General features: G+C 27.3%; 14 protein-coding genes and 1 other annotated feature. Of the genes, 7 read left to right on the forward strand and 7 right to left on the reverse strand.

Going from position 1 to position 17,572, the window contains the following annotated elements; translation table 11 throughout:
* Nucleotides 1-71 precede the first annotated feature (71 nt).
* The 3 genes from M2214_RS10715 to M2214_RS10725 all read right to left on the reverse strand — a co-directional run bounded on the left by M2214_RS10715 (nucleotide 72) and on the right by M2214_RS10725 (nucleotide 5,036).
* The gene (locus M2214_RS10715) at nucleotides 72-2,537 is read right to left on the reverse strand and encodes a sugar phosphate nucleotidyltransferase (RefSeq protein ID WP_248477587.1); all 2,466 of its coding nucleotides are present in this window, start codon (nucleotides 2,535-2,537) and stop codon (nucleotides 72-74) included.
* 53 nt (nucleotides 2,538-2,590) lie between these two features.
* Complete coding sequence (locus tag M2214_RS10720) at nucleotides 2,591-3,772, reverse strand: D-alanyl-D-alanine carboxypeptidase family protein (RefSeq protein WP_248477589.1); 1,182 nt, start codon at nucleotides 3,770-3,772, stop codon at nucleotides 2,591-2,593.
* Between the two features lie 85 nt (nucleotides 3,773-3,857).
* Nucleotides 3,858-5,036: a potassium channel family protein gene (locus M2214_RS10725; protein ID WP_248477591.1), complete on the reverse strand. Its 1,179-nt coding sequence runs from the start codon at nucleotides 5,034-5,036 to the stop codon at nucleotides 3,858-3,860.
* A gap of 470 nt (nucleotides 5,037-5,506) precedes the next feature.
* Between M2214_RS10725 and M2214_RS10730 the strand changes: the two genes are divergently transcribed.
* Both M2214_RS10730 and M2214_RS10735 read left to right on the forward strand, forming a co-directional pair.
* Nucleotides 5,507-5,959, forward strand: a complete 453-nt coding sequence (locus M2214_RS10730; RefSeq protein WP_248477593.1) for a staygreen family protein — start codon at nucleotides 5,507-5,509, stop codon at nucleotides 5,957-5,959.
* Nucleotides 5,960-6,194: 235 nt separating this feature from the next.
* Nucleotides 6,195-6,983 carry a metallophosphoesterase gene (locus M2214_RS10735; RefSeq protein ID WP_248477603.1) on the forward strand — a complete coding sequence of 263 codons (789 nt, stop codon included), beginning with the start codon at nucleotides 6,195-6,197 and terminating at the stop codon, nucleotides 6,981-6,983.
* Nucleotides 6,984-7,204: 221 nt separating this feature from the next.
* On the opposite strand, the gene M2214_RS10740 is transcribed toward M2214_RS10735, so the two are convergent.
* The 4 genes from M2214_RS10740 to M2214_RS10755 all read right to left on the reverse strand — a co-directional run bounded on the left by M2214_RS10740 (nucleotide 7,205) and on the right by M2214_RS10755 (nucleotide 13,049).
* Nucleotides 7,205-8,074 (reverse strand): hypothetical protein, encoded by an 870-nt coding sequence (locus tag M2214_RS10740; RefSeq protein WP_248477611.1) that lies wholly within the window; start codon nucleotides 8,072-8,074, stop codon nucleotides 7,205-7,207.
* Nucleotides 8,071-10,569 (reverse strand): DUF2339 domain-containing protein, encoded by a 2,499-nt coding sequence (locus tag M2214_RS10745; RefSeq protein ID WP_248477620.1) that lies wholly within the window; start codon nucleotides 10,567-10,569, stop codon nucleotides 8,071-8,073. Before M2214_RS10745 ends, M2214_RS10740 begins: the two co-directional genes overlap by 4 nt.
* 373 nt (nucleotides 10,570-10,942) lie before the next feature.
* Entirely contained in the window at nucleotides 10,943-12,334 is a 1,392-nt protein-coding gene (gene asnS, locus M2214_RS10750) for an asparagine--tRNA ligase (RefSeq protein WP_248477622.1), read from the reverse strand.
* 164 nt (nucleotides 12,335-12,498) lie between these two features.
* Nucleotides 12,499-12,753 (reverse strand) — a binding site (T-box leader).
* 128 nt (nucleotides 12,754-12,881) lie between these two features.
* Nucleotides 12,882-13,049 (reverse strand): CDIF630_02480 family spore surface protein, encoded by a 168-nt coding sequence (locus M2214_RS10755; protein WP_248477624.1) that lies wholly within the window; start codon nucleotides 13,047-13,049, stop codon nucleotides 12,882-12,884.
* A gap of 271 nt (nucleotides 13,050-13,320) precedes the next feature.
* On the opposite strand from M2214_RS10755, the gene M2214_RS10760 reads away from it, so the two are divergent.
* From M2214_RS10760 to M2214_RS10780, 5 genes are all read left to right on the forward strand, one after another.
* Nucleotides 13,321-13,767, forward strand: coding sequence for a hypothetical protein (locus tag M2214_RS10760; protein ID WP_248477626.1), 447 nt, complete (start codon nucleotides 13,321-13,323; stop codon nucleotides 13,765-13,767).
* Between the two features lie 168 nt (nucleotides 13,768-13,935).
* On the forward strand, nucleotides 13,936-14,283 hold the full coding sequence (locus M2214_RS10765) for a CidA/LrgA family protein (protein ID WP_248477628.1): 348 nt from the start codon (nucleotides 13,936-13,938) through the stop codon (nucleotides 14,281-14,283).
* Between the two features lies 1 nt (nucleotide 14,284).
* Entirely contained in the window at nucleotides 14,285-14,974 is a 690-nt protein-coding gene (locus tag M2214_RS10770) for an LrgB family protein (RefSeq protein WP_248477630.1), read from the forward strand.
* Between the two features lie 163 nt (nucleotides 14,975-15,137).
* A complete protein-coding gene (nuoE, locus tag M2214_RS10775; protein ID WP_248477632.1) occupies nucleotides 15,138-15,653 on the forward strand; it encodes an NADH-quinone oxidoreductase subunit NuoE in 516 nt (171 codons plus the stop codon).
* A gap of 25 nt (nucleotides 15,654-15,678) precedes the next feature.
* Complete coding sequence (locus tag M2214_RS10780; RefSeq protein WP_248477634.1) at nucleotides 15,679-17,562, forward strand: NADH-quinone oxidoreductase subunit NuoF; 1,884 nt, start codon at nucleotides 15,679-15,681, stop codon at nucleotides 17,560-17,562.
* Nucleotides 17,563-17,572 lie beyond the last annotated feature (10 nt).

Below are 17,572 nucleotides of genomic sequence, written 5' to 3' on the forward strand. Positions count from 1 at the left end.
AAGCTAAAAATTCAGCTAGAGTAAAAACTCTTCTGAATTAAGTTTCGCTTTATCATAAAAAATAAAAGGCATTATAGCCTCTTATTTTCTAATAATTTCTCTATTTTTGAACTTAAATCTATCGAAAGTTCCTCGGCATACTCTTGGCAAATACCTTCAGTGTATAAATTAAATAAAGCTTTTTCTCTATCTGGTAAAACTAGGCACCACCCTTTGTCAGTATTAATCCTTACACCTTCGAATAATTCTATATCTCTATTATTATTTTGCATTATTATATTCTTTATAACTCTTCCTTTATCATCCCACTCACACTGAATCTGTTTTTTTATAAAATAAAACTCAGGAATTTCATCTACTATATCACTAAGTTTCATCTTATTTTCTGCTAGAAAATCTATAGTTTTACAAACAGCACTAATAGCATCAAAATTAAATAAATACTGATCAAACATCTCTTCATCTTTTAAAATCTCATTCATAAAACAAGAGTGAGAGTGCTTTGTCTTAGTTATTTCAATATCGTATTTTTGTGCTAGTTCTTGTATTATCATAGGCATAGTATGAGGCATTACTATTTTCTTAGCTTTTTTTGATTTTAGTAGAATAAGAGTTGTTAAAATATTATACTTTTCATTATTTATAATTCTTCCTTTTCCATCTATTAGCAATATACTTTCTCCATTTTGACTCAAAACAACTCCAAAATCTAAATTGTTATCAACTACATTTTTAGACATATCGTTTAAATATAAATTAATGTCGTCATAACCTTTAATAGAATAATCACAAGATACATCACAACCTATTTTTTCGAAAACCTTATTGGCTAATTTCATAATGTCACTACATATAGAACTTATCAAAATTTTAGGTCTACTGGTGTTTATATCATATAGATTATTTATATTTTTTATATTTTCATCTATATAAAAATATGAAAAATTATTTACTTCTATGATATCCTTAATGTCTTTTGCCTTACATCTTTCAAAGTCATCTCGGTTAAATAAATTTTCTATTTTTATTTCTACAGATCTATCTATATTTGCTCCACTTTCATTCATAAATTCAATATGAACTTCATCATTTTTCAAGTGATTTATGCTAACATGTATACCACCTTTTGCTTTATAATGTCTTATTGCAAATCTGTTTACTGCAAGATTTGTATTTTTAATATCTATAACTCCAACTCCAGTTGAAAGTATCCCAGATATTAATGAGTTTTTAATTATTTGTGAAGCATTAAAGCAATCGCAACTAATAATAATAGATGTATCTTTATGTAATGTAGACGCATATGCAGACCCAAGTCTAGATGCAAACTCAGGATTTATCTGTGTGTTTATGTGTCCATATACATCCTTATATCCAAAAATATTTTTTCCTACTTTAGTTCCCCATACAACATTTTGACTTATTATCGTGTCTTCCTTGATTATTTTATCTGGCCATATCTTGGCATTAGGGTTTACCTTTACTCCACACGACAATAAACTTCCTTTACCTATTGCAGATTTTTCAAATGTATTTATTCTGTTTTTTAGTTCTACATCATTACATACAACCGTACCTCTACAATGAGTGCTACTTCCTAGTTTAGAATTTTTCCATAATATACTCTTTTTTAAACTACTGTCATTACCTATATCACAGTTAGGTCCAATAATCGAATATGAATTTATGTGTACATTATCTTTGATACTAGAATTTTTAGCTATATAAACAGGAGATTCTAATTTAGTATTTTTACCAATTTCAACCCCATCTTCTATCCATATTCCTTTTTCTATTTCTCTAGCATTAATATCTACACAAACTTTTCTATCTAATATGTTAAAATGTGTCTCCATATAAGAATTTAAATCTCCTATATCATTCCAATAATCTTGTGTAATATATCCGTACATAGGAATGTTGTCTTCTAATAATTTAGGAAATAAATCCTTACTAAAATCAAAATTAACACCTTTATCAAAATAATCTAAAACTTCTGGTTCCAATATATAAATACCAGTATTTACTGTATCACTAAATACCTCAGACCAACTTGGTTTTTCTAAAAATCTTATGACTCTACCTGATTCATCAGTTATAACAACTCCATATTCTAGCGGCACATCTTCTCTTCTCAAAACAATAGTAGCCTTTGATTTTTTTTGTCTATGATAATCAATAGCTTTTCTTATATCAAGATCCGTTAATGCGTCACCACTTATAACTATAAAAGTGTCGTCTAAAAATTCTTGTGCATTTTTAACACTTCCTCCTGTTCCAAGAGGAATATCTTCTATAAAATATTCAAGATTTACGTTCCATTTATCTCCAGATTCAAAATGATCCATTATAATAGATGGCATATAAGCCATAGTTACAGCTATATCTTTTATGCCATGCTTTCTTAATAGATCAATAGAATACTCCATAACCGGTTTGTTAAGTATTGGTACCATAGGTTTTGGTATATCGCACGTAAGAGGTCTTAACCTAGTTCCTTTACCTCCAGCCATAATAACTGCTTTAATATCAATCACTCCTCACAAATAATAACTATTTATATACTCTCCAAATAATCAATTTAAATACATTAATTTACAATTTTTTCTATAAATAGTTTTAATTTAATTTTTATAGGTATTGTATTAATTTCACTATCACTTACAATATCTACACTTGCTATGTTGGCTCCATCTTGCGTATAATAATTTATTTTTCCAACTTTTTCCCCTCTATTTATAGGATATGTTAACTTATCTAGAATAATTCTTCTTTCCATCTTTTCTTTATCTTTTTTTACAATCCATAGATCTTCTTTTGTTTTTAAATTTACTTCCAATTCACTTATTCCATATAAATATGTCTTTCCTATAAATGTATCTTTTTTAACTATTCTACTTTTCTCAAAATTATTCTTTCCATATTCTAGAAGTTGTTTTGATGCGCTAGTTCTTTTTTTAGAACTTTGAGCTCCTAAAACAATACTTATAACTCTAAAGTCTTTATTCTTTTCATTTGTACTTTTAATATTCATAGTTGAAGCTAAGCAATATCCCGCTCTTCCCGTAAATCCTGTCTTCAACCCATCGACATCTTGCATTATTCTAAGTAAAGCATTAGTATTATTTCCTATAAACCCTCTTTTATAATTTGTATGAGTTTGTATACTTGTTATAGCTAAAACATCTTTCTTGTAATTGTCTATTAAGTATTTAGCTAATACGCTTAAATCTCTAGCCGTAGACATGTTTTCTTTAGGAGTTTCCATATCTCCATTGATTCCATAAACAGGTAATCCATGTGGATTTATATACGAGGTACTATCCATCCCTATTTCTTTAGCTTTTTTATTCATCATTCCAACAAATGTTTCTGTGTCTCCACCTACATGCTCTGATATTGCAACAGCAGCATCATTTCCAGATACAACCATTATCCCTTTCATTAAGTTTATCAATTTAACCTTTTCTCCAGTTTTCAATCTATATGTTGAACCGCTTGTTCTAGCTGCTTTAGAGCTTATCTCTACAACATCATCTTTTAATACTTTCTTATTTTTTATGCTATCTAGAGTTACCAACAAAGTCATCATCTTAGTTAAACTTGCACATGGCATTTGCTGGTCTGCATTTTTTTCATATAAAACATTACCACTTTCTTGATCTATAAGTATAGAAGCCTTTATATATCTATCCATATCATAGTTTTGAGCATTTGATATATTTGTAAATAATGCAAATATAATTATTAATGTTGTAATTTTAGATTTCAATTTATCACTCCCTCAAAGTTTTACTTGTTTTAATACTATTTAATATTTACTATTTGTTTTTTTATAATTCATATAAATTGAATTTTTACCTTGACATCTTTCTCACAACAGTTGATGTCCATGTAGCTATAACAGTTACACCTAAAAACATTTCAATTGAAGCTAATATCTGTCCATGGTGATTGATAGGTATAATTTCTCCATAACCAACTGTCGTAAATGTAACTATACTGAAGTACCAAGCCTGAAAATAATCACTCATAAATTCTTTAAAATCTAGACTTAGCATATCTAAAAAGCTATACTTAATCGTCCTATGGTAATTTATAGCACAATCAACATTTATATTAAATCGAAGTCCAGCTATCATATATAAGTAAGCAAATATACTTATCAAAATAAATGAAAAAAATAAAACATTTTGTGGTTTTTCTCCATATCCCACTATATATTTAGATACCAAATCCATTATTTTAGGGACTATATACTTGTGATATTTTTTTTGTTTTAAAACTTTAAAAAAACTAGTTGCTTTAGATTCAAACTCATTTTTATCTTCATCATTTATAAGAGGAAATATCATTTTTCCATTGTACATTCTCTCTTTATAATAATATTTTCCACTTTCTTCATAATCGCCTATTATATTGGATTGATTTTTAGCAATTCTATATGCATTTCTAGCATCTATATATCTTTTTTTATCGTAGTCTACATTTTTAAGTATAAATTTAGTATTAGAAGAAAATCTGATTCCATCAAGTTTCACTCCATTTGATATATTTTTAAATATAAACTCCTGTCCTAGAAATTTAGACATATAAAAAACAGACTTACTTTTACTGCTTAAAAATTCACTCTTATCAAATGTGCAATTTCTTATAAATACACAGTTTTCAAATGAAACATTTTGATTGAATCTTGTATTTATAAATAAAACATCCGAATAAAATTTATAATCATCAAAGTATACATTTTTATTAAATACTGAATAAGAAAAGTCGAAAGAAGCTTTTTTGTTTAAGTTATTTATTTTTATATTTGATATGTTAATATCTTGCTCAAATATAATACCTCTAAAATCATATATGTTTTCTTTTTTATTCCATAAATACTCACTTGCTTCTATATCTCCATTCAATATATTAGTTATAGTTTTTTTTTCTTTTTCTGACTTAAATTTTCTATGAAATAAGCAGTATTCTGAAACACCATCTGTATGCCTATAGCATGTACAATCTCCAAGCTCCCACTTACATTTCATGAAATACAAACCTCCATAAACTATAAAAAATTCATCTAGTCGCTACGCATTGACTCATGTCGCCAACGATCCCTATTGGGTTTCATTCTCAAAATTCGCATTCCTTCATAGCGCCAACAAGTCTTAAGACTCTGTTACTTAAAAATAGTTGTAAGTGTACCTATTTCATCAATGTTACCCACAACTTAAGAATCATATAATTTCCTATAAAGTAAAATTTCCCATCGTGCCATCTCATATATACTATAATTCGTATCATAAATTATATTCATCCAAAACCTTGAAACGTTTACAATTTTCTATTTGCTATAAGAAGGCATTTATAATATATTATTGACACTTATATAATTTTTATCCTTAAACAAAATACAATGTCTTATTTAAAAATAAATATCTAGATATTTCCCGGGAATTTTATATAACAATTAATGCACACACTTCATAAAATGTTGTATAAGGAGGGATATTTTGTGTCTAATTTTGATAAGTCGAAATTACATGTCAACTTTATGGATGGAGTTAATAAGATCAATCCTATAATCCCAAGAAAATATACTCTTGCCCATTCAGATGAAACAGGTGAGCTTTTTTTAGATATAGGAAAAGATTATAACTACAAAGCTATTACATCATTTCAGGATGAAATTTTAGGAGAGTGGATAAATTTTTACAATATGTATTATCTACAATTTTACGCTTATATAAGTGGTGGTGAGTTTAACTTTAAAGAATCTGCAATACGATACAATATATTTCAAAAAGAACTTCCTTTAGCTCTTACCGCTATAATCAATGGAGATAAAACTTTTTTTAAAACTCATTCATATTTATATAAATCTCCTATATTTATTAAATTCAATTCTATATACCCAGCTTTTAATAAGATTGAGTATTTTGGAAAAATTAAAGATTATTTTATTTAAATACTAAAAGCCCTAATTTTAGTTGAAATTAGGACTTTTAGTATTTATCATTAATTTATATAATTTTCTTATAAATAAAAAATTCGTCTAGTCGCTACGCACTGACTTGTGTCGCCAACAATCCCTATTGGGATCCGTTGCTCAAATCTAGTTGTAAGTGTAATTCTTTAACCAATGTTATACACAGATTCAAAATCCTATAGTTTTCTATAGAATAAAAAGAGAGGTTAAAAATATGAAAAAAATACTCGTATTAATAATTTTATGCTCATATATATACTATCAAGTTACAGATATTAAAGTTAACAAAGTAAATATATATTCAAATAAAATTTCTAATGATTCAAGTATACGAATACTCCAGATATCTGATATTCACAACAGAAATTTAAACAATACAAGTTTATTACATTATATTAAAGAATCTAATATAGATATGGTTGTTTTAACGGGGGATGTTATAGACGCTACAACTGAAGATTTTGAATCCATATACTCATTTTTAGATTCATTGATAAGTATAAATCCAAATGTATATTTTGTAAGCGGTAATCACGAATGGAGAAACTCAAATAAAAATGAATTCATAGATTCTCTAAGAGACAAAAAACTAATAGATTTAAATAATTCAAACGAAGTATTTGAAAAGAATAATATAAAAATAAATGTTTCCGGAATTGATGATCCTTACACTAACCATGAAAATACATATTCGGCTTTTAAAAATATAGATAACAAATATTTTACTATTTTATTGTCTCACTCACCTAATGTTATTATAAAACATAAAAACATAAGCTCTGATCTTATTTTATGCGGTCATACGCATGGAGGTCAAATTAGACTTCCTTTAATAGGAGGGCTTATAGCTCCTGGACAGGGCATTTTCCCAGAATACGACAAAGGATTATATAATCTAGATGACAATAGAAAACTTTATATAGATAGTGGTGTAGGAACAAGTACTCTTCCAATAAGGTTTTTAAACAAAAGCCAAATAAGCTTAATAGTTGTACAAAATTAAAAATTCGTCTAGTCGCTACGCACTGACTCATATTGCCAACAAGTCTAACGACTCTGTTGCTTAAAAATAGTTGCAGGTGTAGATATTTAATTAATTTTATCCATATGTTCAAAACTATGTAGTTTCCTATAAAATCAAAAAGAGCCTTACGGCTCTAATATTGATAGATTATTTATAATAAACTTAGCTCCTAAATTTTATAGAAAACAAAATCTAGCTAACTAAATATCATTTGATTTTTTCATTATTACCATTACTAAAATTAATGAAATCAATACAACAATTATATTTAACATTAATTTATAGTTTATTTTTTTATCTTCTTCGTTCTTATCTTTTGTATTTTCTTCAGTTAAGTTTGATAAAGTACAGATTTCTTGATTTTCTTTTTCTATATAATCCTTATAACTCTGTATATCATAAGAAGGTATTTGAGAATATTTGTTACCAAATAAGACTGTGTATTCATTCCTATTATCTTTTTTAAATACTATTTTATCTACATAATAGCTAATCTGTATATCTTGTATATTAATAGGCCTATCATCTTTATTATGTATAACTACTTTAATACTATCTGGGTTGAGAAAATAACCCGCACGCAAATCTGACTTTATAACATTTTTTTCTTCTTTGTAGTTTTCGAGATTTATTTTATAAATGTTCCCATAATCTATTTTTTGGAATTCTTCATATTTATTATTTTTATAGTAGATGTCATAATTTCTTTTAAAATCATCTTGACTAATAATTTTAATATCATTTATATTCAGATTGTCTTTATTATTTATTATTATAATGGTATCATTATTTTCTTGTTTAATATTAAAATCAGCTTGTTTTGTTTTTTTAGAGTATTTATTAACAACGTAATATGGAAGAAACTCATTTTTATCATTAATAATTCTAATATCTAATAAATCGTCTTTTGCATATCTATAAATTTCTTCGTCTAAAAGAAATGATTTATATTTATTATCATTATTGTGATAAATTTCTTTTGAAAATTTCCAATCATCGATATTCTCATTTGCAAAACTATTTGTAGAAAAAAATAATATACATATCAATGCTACTAGAATTTTCTTCACACATTTTCATCTCCTGCCTCTATGTTTCTTCTAAGATTTTGATAAACATATGATATTCCTATTAATACTATACCAAAACAGAAATATGCAATTATTTTTCCTCCAGTACTTAAAAATGCTAAATCAAATATAAATAGTTTTCCAGTTGAAAATATAGATAATCCCAGTCCAAATCTTCTTATAACAGCAAACTTATTTTTAAACCCATAAGTTATGTAGACAAAAGACATAACAATAAAAAATATACTTATTATAAGACTTATATTGTTTAAATTAAATTGATTTACAAGTAATGCTGTAGTCGATCCTAAAATATACACAGCTAAAGTCATAGGGTATATTTCTAAACTTAATCCTTTTTCCTTTATTAATCTTAGTGTTAAATCCTTTATACTAAAGAATACAAATATATTGTACGTTATTAGAATTAAAATAGGTAATGCTTTATAACTATTATTTATTGATGGACTAACATTTAAAAAGTTCATACCAAAGCCCAGTATATCTACAAATATATATAAAGCAATAGATATTTTATCAACTATATTATCTTTAATTACTTTTATTTTAGTTATGCAATAAGCAAAAATAGCAGTAATTAAGGATTCAGAAATTAAAAAATAAAAGCTATCATAATGATATAACTTTGTGTATTTATCATAAAAAACAGAACCCATTCTTAATAAATATATCCAAGTAGTTATAATCATAAAATACTTATAATACGTTAGTAGTTTACCTTTCTTGGTATATTTAAATAACTCTTCTTCACTTAACTTTACTGCATATAGACTAAATATATATATTATACTTAAAGTAATTAAAGTATATTTCAAGATAAAATACTCAACAACCCAAGGATTACAAAGGTCTTCTATAATAAATAATCCTACACTTAACGCTAATACAATCCATCCTCCAATTTCCATTTTTCTCATATCTTTTTTAACAGAATAGAAGATCATTAGAATTGATTCTATAAGCCATCCAAGTATAGCCCATTTGATACCAAATTGTAAAGGTATCATTAAAATACTAAAAGCCATAGCAATAATATAAAACATCATTTGTGTGTCTTTTTCTTGTGAAGCGCTTTTTTTAATAAACTCAGCCAGTCCCAAATATATTAGTGCATATGCAAATGCAAGCATTCCTTCATATGAATCATATCCTCCAATTTCAAATAATTGATAAACGGTTAAACAATTGATTACTGTGTTTAATCCTAGTAAAATAAAATCCACCTTTTTAAGATTAATTTTTTCTCTAATTGGATATGTAAAAGTTATAAACAAGTACATTATAAATGTTAATATTGAATAAATCACACCAATAACTTCACTAGGTGATTCAAAAGCTAAGTATGTAAAACAAGGAATATTAAGTAAAAAGCTTAGATAATTTATATAAATCCATCGTCTTTCTAAAGATAGCTTTAAAACCAATAAATTTAAAACTGATAAATATCCCATAGCTATATATATTTGACCACCCGCTATTCCTTCAATAAATACATAAGTAAAAAATGGTAAATACCCTCCTACAAGAGATATTCCGCATATTGTCATAGATTTATATCTTTGAGATAGTAATAAAGATGCCATAGTTACTAAAATAGATAAACCTACACTTATCGGCATACTAATTATGTTTAAAATAAAGTAACTACTAAAAACAGAAAAGTATAATGCTCCTATTCCTCCACCACTTAATCCAAGAGCAAATAAGTTTTTTTCTTTTCTATTTAACCACTCTCCTGCCCCTAGAAGTGCTCCCCCTAACAAAAAGCTGGAGATCCCCTTCATGTATTCATTAAACCATGTCGAATAAGTATATCTTGTTGCAGTAGCAATTCCAAATAAAAGTAAAATTATACCCGCTTTATTTATCCAGTTAAGTCCTATCTTAACTTCTATATCGTTATACTTTTTCTTTTTCTCAATAACTTCTTCACTAATACCTTCACTTTTTAGTTCATTATACTCTCTTTTTATTTCACCAATAATATCTTCTTTTTCTTTTTTAAGTTGCTCTTTTTTTATTTTAATTTTTTCATTTAACTCTCTTTCTAATTTTTCTATATCAGAAAAGATCTCTTTTTTTTCGACTCCCAATTCTAGTTGAGCAATTCTTTTTATTTTGCTAAGTCTATCTTTTGCAGAAATCTCTAACAATTCTAATTTATTAATTTTTTTATTTGTTTCATTATTAAAATACATGTCTATTTTTTTCTTAGATGCATTTAAAATAGATATTTTTTCATTGATAATTTGCTCTTTCAGTGAAATTTTCAAATTCATATTTTCATTTAATAGTTTTCTCTTCTCTTCCTTTAGTTTTTGAGTATCTTTTCTATAATTATCAACTTCTTTTTTAAGTTCAATACTTTCACTTAGTGCATTATCAGAATTTAAATCTCTTATAAGTTCTTCATACTGATTTATAATGTCTTTTTGTTTTTTTAAAAGGTCCTTAGCCTTATTTTTAAGTTCCATAACACTCCTCCAATTTATCCTAAATCTAAAATTTCTAATACTTCATCTTCCAAGAACTTAATAGCTTCGCGATTAGTTAAACTAGAAACCAAACTATATAACAACCTAATTCCAGTTATATTTTACCATATAATTCAAATTATTATATAGTTAAATTATAAATCTGTTCATATTACTATTTAAATTTAAAAATTCGTCTAGTTGCTACGCACTGACTCGTGTCGCCAATTATGACTATATACTCTGTTGCTTAAAATAGTTGCAAGTGTAGTTCTTCCATCAATATTACTACCCATAGAGCTAAAATTTTACAATCCCTTAGTATAAAAAAAAGTAGATATTAACTTAAGTTAATATCTACTTTAATTATTAATTAAAATTCTGCACTTTTTGGTGTTCTTGGGAAAGGTATAACGTCTCTTATATTACCCATACCAGTTAAATACATTATAGCTCTTTCAAATCCAAGTCCATATCCAGCATGCTTTGTTCCACCGAATTTTCTAAGTTCTAAATACCACCAATAATCTTCTTCGTTAAGATTCATCTCTTTCATTCTAGACTCTAGTATATCAAGTCTCTCTTCTCTTTGACTTCCTCCTATTATCTCTCCTACACCAGGAACTAATAAGTCAGCTGCTGCAACAGTCTTATTGTCATCATTAAGTCTCATATAGAAAGATTTGATATCTTTTGGATAATCAGTAACAAATAGAGGCTTCTTGTATACTTCATCAGTTAAATATCTTTCATGCTCTGTTTGAAGATCGCATCCCCATTCTACAGGATAATCAAATTCTTTACCTGAATTTTTAAGAATTTCCACTGCCTCTGTATATGTTATTCTACCAAAATCAGAATTAACCACATTGTTTAATCTATCAAGTAACTCTTTGTCTATAAATTTATTGAAAAATTCCATTTCTTCAGGAGCATTTTCCATAACATAATTAATTAAGTATTTCATCATATCTTCTGCTAAGTTCATATAATCATTAAGATCTGCAAATGCAATCTCAGGCTCAATCATCCAAAACTCTGATGCATGTCTAGATGTATTAGAATTTTCTGCTCTAAACGTTGGTCCAAAAGTATAAATATTTCTAAATGCTAATGCATAAGCTTCTGCTTCTAATTGTCCACTCACTGTTAAATTAGTCTCTTTTCCAAAGAAATCTTTAGAATAATCAACATTCCCATCTTCATCAATAGCTGGATTTTTCATATCTAAAGTAGTTATTCTAAACATTTCTCCAGCACCTTCGCAGTCACTACCTGTTATTACAGGAGTATGCGTATATACAAATCCTTGTTCTTGGAAAAATTTATGTATAGCATAAGCAGCTATAGAACGAACTCTAAATACTGCTGAAAATGTATTACTACGAGGTCTTAAGTGTGCTATAGTTCTTAAGTATTCAAGAGTATGTCTTTTCTTTTGTAGAGGATACTCGTTTGAAGACTCTCCCTCAACAATTATTTTAGTAGCCTTTATTTCGAAAGGTTGTTTTGATCCAGGCGTTAATGCTAACTTACCTTCAACAATTATAGACGTACTAATAGATAATTTACTTATTTCTTTAAAGTTTTCTAAGTTTTCTTCAAATACAACTTGGATATTTTTAAAGAAGCTACCATCATTTATTTCTATAAATCCAAATGCCTTTGAAGATCTTAGTGTTCTTATCCATCCTGATATTTGTATAGTTTGATCAGAATACTTTTGTGTTTCTCTGTAAATTTCTTTTACCAGTATGTTTTTCATACTATTATACCTCCTTATATATTTTTATTTACCCGAAAGCTAAAAATTCTATGCCAATCCTCTTAAAGTTTGAGATAAGAATTTAATCACTTCTGGATTGATTCTTATGCAAGTTAAAACCGATATACTTTCTTTACAAATAAAAAAAAAGTCTTTCATCCCTATAAAGGGACGAAAAACTTATTATTCGCGGTACCACCCTAATTGCCATAATATGGCCACTTAATGTTAAATACAAAGATTTACTTTATATTTTTCATTTGATAACGGTATGAATCCGTCTAAGCCTACTGCCTATTAGATTTCGGTTAGAAACTCCAAGCTGTTCTTCTCTATGACTTTTAATATTGGTCTTTCACCACCACCAACTCGCTTTAATCAAAATAATTCATAGATACTCTTCTCTTCATTGTTTTTAAATATTTTATTTTAATTAGTATTTACATTATATTACCTTTATTTTTTAATGTCAAACATAATTTAACATTAAAGTTTCATCCAAAAGCTAAAAGTTATAAGACTTCATCTGAGCTAAATTTTACTTTATCTATTTTTGATTTTCATCATCTACCCATTCTTTTGCTTCTTCAGTTGCCCTTTGACTTGGTATTGATACATTTGTTTCATCAAATACACTCTCAATATCTGCCCATGCTGCAGTTTCGTGACTTTCTGCTAAATTAGTAAATTTATTTCTTTTGTCTTTATTTTTCATGTCAATCACTCCTTTAATCATATTATTTACTAAATTTAAAAATTTATTATAATTATCTATGTATAATTTATTCTCTAGTTTATTTTTGCTTGTTTTCATGATAAAATATTTTAGATTAGATTTTTATTTTAATAAACTTGTTTTTTTAGGTTGTATTTATAATTATCTATAATATAAATTAATAATGGTAATTATATAATAGTAATTTTAAATTATATAATCATTATTAAATCATATAACTCAAGAAAATATAATTGTAGGAGGATTTATTATGAAAAAAGAGTTCAAGCAAGAAATAAAAAAGAAAGTAGACTTAAAAAACATGAATCAAGCCGAAAAAGACTTATCTACTATGTTCGGTAAGATGATATTAAAAAAATCGATTATACCTATTATTTTAATATTGGTATCATTCTTTGGAACAAAGTCATTTATTCCTAATATTTGGGTAAGATTTGGAATTACGTTAGCTATTACAGCTGGATCTTTCTATTATTTAAAATTGTACAGAGATAAACTTCAACAATTAAAATACTACGAAGGAAAAGTTATATACTTCCAAAAGAAAGAAAATCACTATGAACTTTTACTTAAAAACGGAAAATTGCCTATTAAATTAAATGTTAAAAAAGGTTTAAATGAAAATAATGTTAGAAAAAATCAAATCTTACGTTTATATTACAATGAACCTGAAAAAGTTGCTATTATAGTTAAATAGTTTTTAATAAAACAGAGTCTTTTAATTTAGATTCTGTTTTTTTGTTTATATTAAAATTACAATTTTTGATATTATCCAATTTAATTAATTCTATATAGATTTTTTTAATAAAAAAGTGTAAAATATCATTGTATACAATATACTATACAATTGAAAGAGGTGTTTTATTTGAAATTATTTAGACAACTAGGTATAATTTTATTTATATGTCTTTTAGGAGAGGTCATTTCTAATTTTCTAGCGTTTCCATTGCCAGGTAGTATAATCGGTATGATATTGTTGTTTATAGCTCTTAGTACAGGAATAATAGAGCTTTATATGATAGCAGATATAAGTAAGTTCTTATTAAACAATCTAGCTTTCTTTTTTATACCAGCAGGAGTAGGTTTAATATCGTCTCTTGATATATTAAAAGGTCAATGGTTTATATTATTTTTCATATCTATTATTTCTACTATATTAGTTATATTGACAACTGGAACTACAATTCAAATATTAAAAAGAAGGAGAGATTAATATGAGTTTTGTTGATAATCCTATATTCGGTATACTTATAACTATAATAGCTTTTGAAATTAGTGTTTTTATAAATAAAAAAACAAAACTTCCAATTTTAAATCCTGTATTTATAAGTATGATAATTATAATTTCATTTCTTTTAGTTTTAAATATTGATTTTGATTCATATAATAAAGGAGGTAGCTATATTACTTTTTTCTTAACTCCAGCTACAGTAATACTAGCAGTTCCATTGTATAAGCAATTTGATCTTTTAAAAAAGAATTTACTTCCTATTTTAATAGGAGTATTTATAGGTTGTTTAACATCTATATCGAGCATAATATTTTTAAGTAAATATTTAAATGTAAATACTCAAATAGGCCTATCACTGATTCCAAAATCAATAACTACCCCTATAGGTATCGAAGTATCCAATCAAATAGGTGGTATACCCTCAATAACTATAATTTGTATAATTATAACTGGTGTTATAGGCGCTGTTTTAGGCCCTTCAGTATGTAAATTTTTTAAAATAAAAGACAAGATAGCTATAGGTGTTTCAATAGGAACTTCATCGCACGCTCTTGGTACTACAAAGGCAATGGAACTTGGAGAAACCGAAGGTGCTATGAGTAGCCTTTCAATAGGAATTGCAGGTATTATAACTGTTTTATTAACACCTATATTGATAAAATTTATAGGTTAAAATTTAAGTCATATTCTTAATTCAGAATATGACTTTTGTATTTTTATACTATTTACTATTATTTTTATTCATTTTTGTTTCCATTTTTTGGTTAAAATGGTATAATATAATAAATTGATTAAATTTTCTGAATTTTTCTTTTTTAGTAAGGGGGCGTACTATTATGTTACAGAAATCTTTAAGTAAAGACAAATTTAACGAACTAGATGATTTTATAAGCTCACTTGAGGACAAAAAAGGTGCTTTAATAGAAGTTCTTCATAAAGCTCAACATATTTTTGGTTACCTTCCGAAAGATGTTCAATTATTTATAAGTAAAAAATTGAATGTACCTTCTTCAAAAGTATTCGGTGTTGTAAGTTTCTATTCTTACTTTACTACAAAACCAAGAGGAAAATATGTTGTAAATATTTGCCTTGGAACAGTATGTTTTGTAAAAGGCGCTGATAAAATAATGGAGAAATTTGAGCAAACACTTAATATCAAGTGCGGAGAAACCACTCCAGACGGTAAGTTCACATTAGAAGGTTTAAGATGTGTTGGTGCCTGTGGTTTAGCACCTGTAGTCGTTATAAACGAAAAAGTTTATGGCCATGTTACACTGGACGACGTTGAAAAAATACTTTCCAATTACAATAATGAAGTTGAAGAGAAAGAATTAGCACAATCTTCAATATAATTTATAAGGGGGGAGAAAGATAATTATGAGTAAAATAAAATCATTTAAGGACTTAATTAATCTTAATGAAACGCTAAAGCCACTTATCGATATGAGAAATAATACACACTTTGAAGATACAGATACAAATTTAAAAGAAATTTTAGTTTGTGGGGGGACAGGATGTCATTCTGCTGAAAGTGATAAGATAATTGAAAACCTTAAAGCCAGCATTAAAAGTAATAATCTATTAAATAAAGTAAAAGTTTCATTGACTGGATGTTTTGGATTTTGTGCCAAAGGACCTATAGTTAAAATTTTTCCAGATAATGTATTCTATGTAAATGTCTCACCTAAAGATGCTGAAGAAATAATAAGCGAGCATATATTAAAGGGAAATGTTATCGACAGACTATTATTTGAAGAACCCACTATTAACCAAAAGGTTAAAAAACACGATGATATGTCATTTTATAAAAAGCAAATGCGAATAGCTCTTAGAAACTGTGGTCTTATAAACCCAGAAGATATAAATGAATACATAGCAGAAAATGGTTATATGGCGCTTGGAGAAGCAATAACTTCTATGTCTAGAGAAGAAGTCATAGATGTACTAAAGAAATCAGGTCTTAGAGGACGAGGAGGAGCTGGCTTCCCTACAGGTTTAAAATGGGAATCAACTTTAAATGCTTCATCTCATGAAAAATACGTTATCTGTAATGCTGATGAAGGTGATCCAGGAGCATTTATGGATAGATCTGTTCTTGAAGGAGACCCACACTCCGTTCTAGAAGCTATGATAATCAACGGATATGCTATAGGATCAAATAATGGTTATATATATATTCGTGCTGAATATCCTTTAGCTATTCATAGACTTAGAATAGCTATAGATCAAGCTCGAGAATTTGGCTTTCTAGGAAAAGATATATTAGGAACGGGATTCGACTTTGATATTGAGCTTAAGTATGGAGCTGGAGCATTTGTATGCGGAGAAGCAACTGCTCTTATACACTCTATTGAAGGAAATCGCGGAGAACCTAGAATGAAAACAATAAGTTCTTCTAAACAAGGATTATGGAGTAAACCTACTTGTGTAAATAATGTTGAAACTTATGCTAATATACCTGCTATAATGCTGAATGGTGCTAAATGGTACTCCAGCATAGGTACTGAAAATTCTAAGGGCACAAAAGTTTTTGCGCTTGGTGGAAAAATCAATAATGTAGGCCTTGTTGAAGTTCCAATGGGTACAACTTTAAGAGAAATAATATTTGAAATAGGTGGAGGAATACCTAATAATAAGAAATTTAAAGCAGTTCAAACTGGAGGTCCTTCAGGCGGATGTATACCATCTAAGTTTTTAGATACACCTATTGACTTTGATTCCTTAAATGCAATAGGCTCTATGATGGGTTCAGGCGGTATGCTTGTTTTAGATGAAACAGATTGTATGGTTAATATAGCTAAGTTCTTTTTAGAGTTTACAGTTGATGAATCTTGTGGTAAATGTACTCCTTGCCGTATAGGAAATAAGCGATTACACGAAATATTAACTAGAATTACAGAAGGCAAAGGATCTGAGCAAGATTTATATGACTTAAAGGATCTTGCTGAGACAATAAAAGACACTTCTTTGTGTGGTCTTGGAAAAACATCACCAAATCCAGTGCTAAGTACAATGAAATATTTTATGAACGAATATGAAGATCATGTTATTCATAAAAAATGTAGCGCAGGTTCATGTCAAGCATTACTCGATTATTTTATAACTGATAAGTGTATAGGCTGTACAAAATGTTCTAAAATTTGTCCTGCTAATGCTATAAGTGGAAAAGTAAAAGAGACTCACGTAATAGACAATGAACAATGTCTTAAATGCGGAGCTTGCTTAGATGCATGTAAATTTAATGCCATAATAAAAAAATAGTTGGTGAGGT

Origin of the sequence: Tepidibacter aestuarii (genome assembly GCF_934924865.1) — a bacterium.
Taxonomy (GTDB): Bacteria; Bacillota; Clostridia; order Peptostreptococcales; family Peptostreptococcaceae; genus Tepidibacter_A; species Tepidibacter_A aestuarii.

Coding starts and splice junctions, on each gene's coding strand:
- M2214_RS10745 (WP_248477620.1), bottom strand. CDS start 10,569: ATGGAACTTAAAAATAAGGCTAAGGACCTTTTAAAAAAACAAAAAGAC.
- nuoE (WP_248477632.1), top strand. CDS start 15,138: ATGTTACAGAAATCTTTAAGTAAAGACAAATTTAACGAACTAGATGAT.
- asnS (WP_248477622.1), bottom strand. CDS start 12,334: ATGAAAAACATACTGGTAAAAGAAATTTACAGAGAAACACAAAAGTAT.
- M2214_RS10755 (WP_248477624.1), bottom strand. CDS start 13,049: ATGAAAAATAAAGACAAAAGAAATAAATTTACTAATTTAGCAGAAAGT.
- M2214_RS10735 (WP_248477603.1), top strand. CDS start 6,195: ATGAAAAAAATACTCGTATTAATAATTTTATGCTCATATATATACTAT.
- M2214_RS10770 (WP_248477630.1), top strand. CDS start 14,285: ATGAGTTTTGTTGATAATCCTATATTCGGTATACTTATAACTATAATA.
- M2214_RS10760 (WP_248477626.1), top strand. CDS start 13,321: ATGAAAAAAGAGTTCAAGCAAGAAATAAAAAAGAAAGTAGACTTAAAA.
- M2214_RS10780 (WP_248477634.1), top strand. CDS start 15,679: ATGAGTAAAATAAAATCATTTAAGGACTTAATTAATCTTAATGAAACG.
- M2214_RS10725 (WP_248477591.1), bottom strand. CDS start 5,036: ATGAAATGTAAGTGGGAGCTTGGAGATTGTACATGCTATAGGCATACA.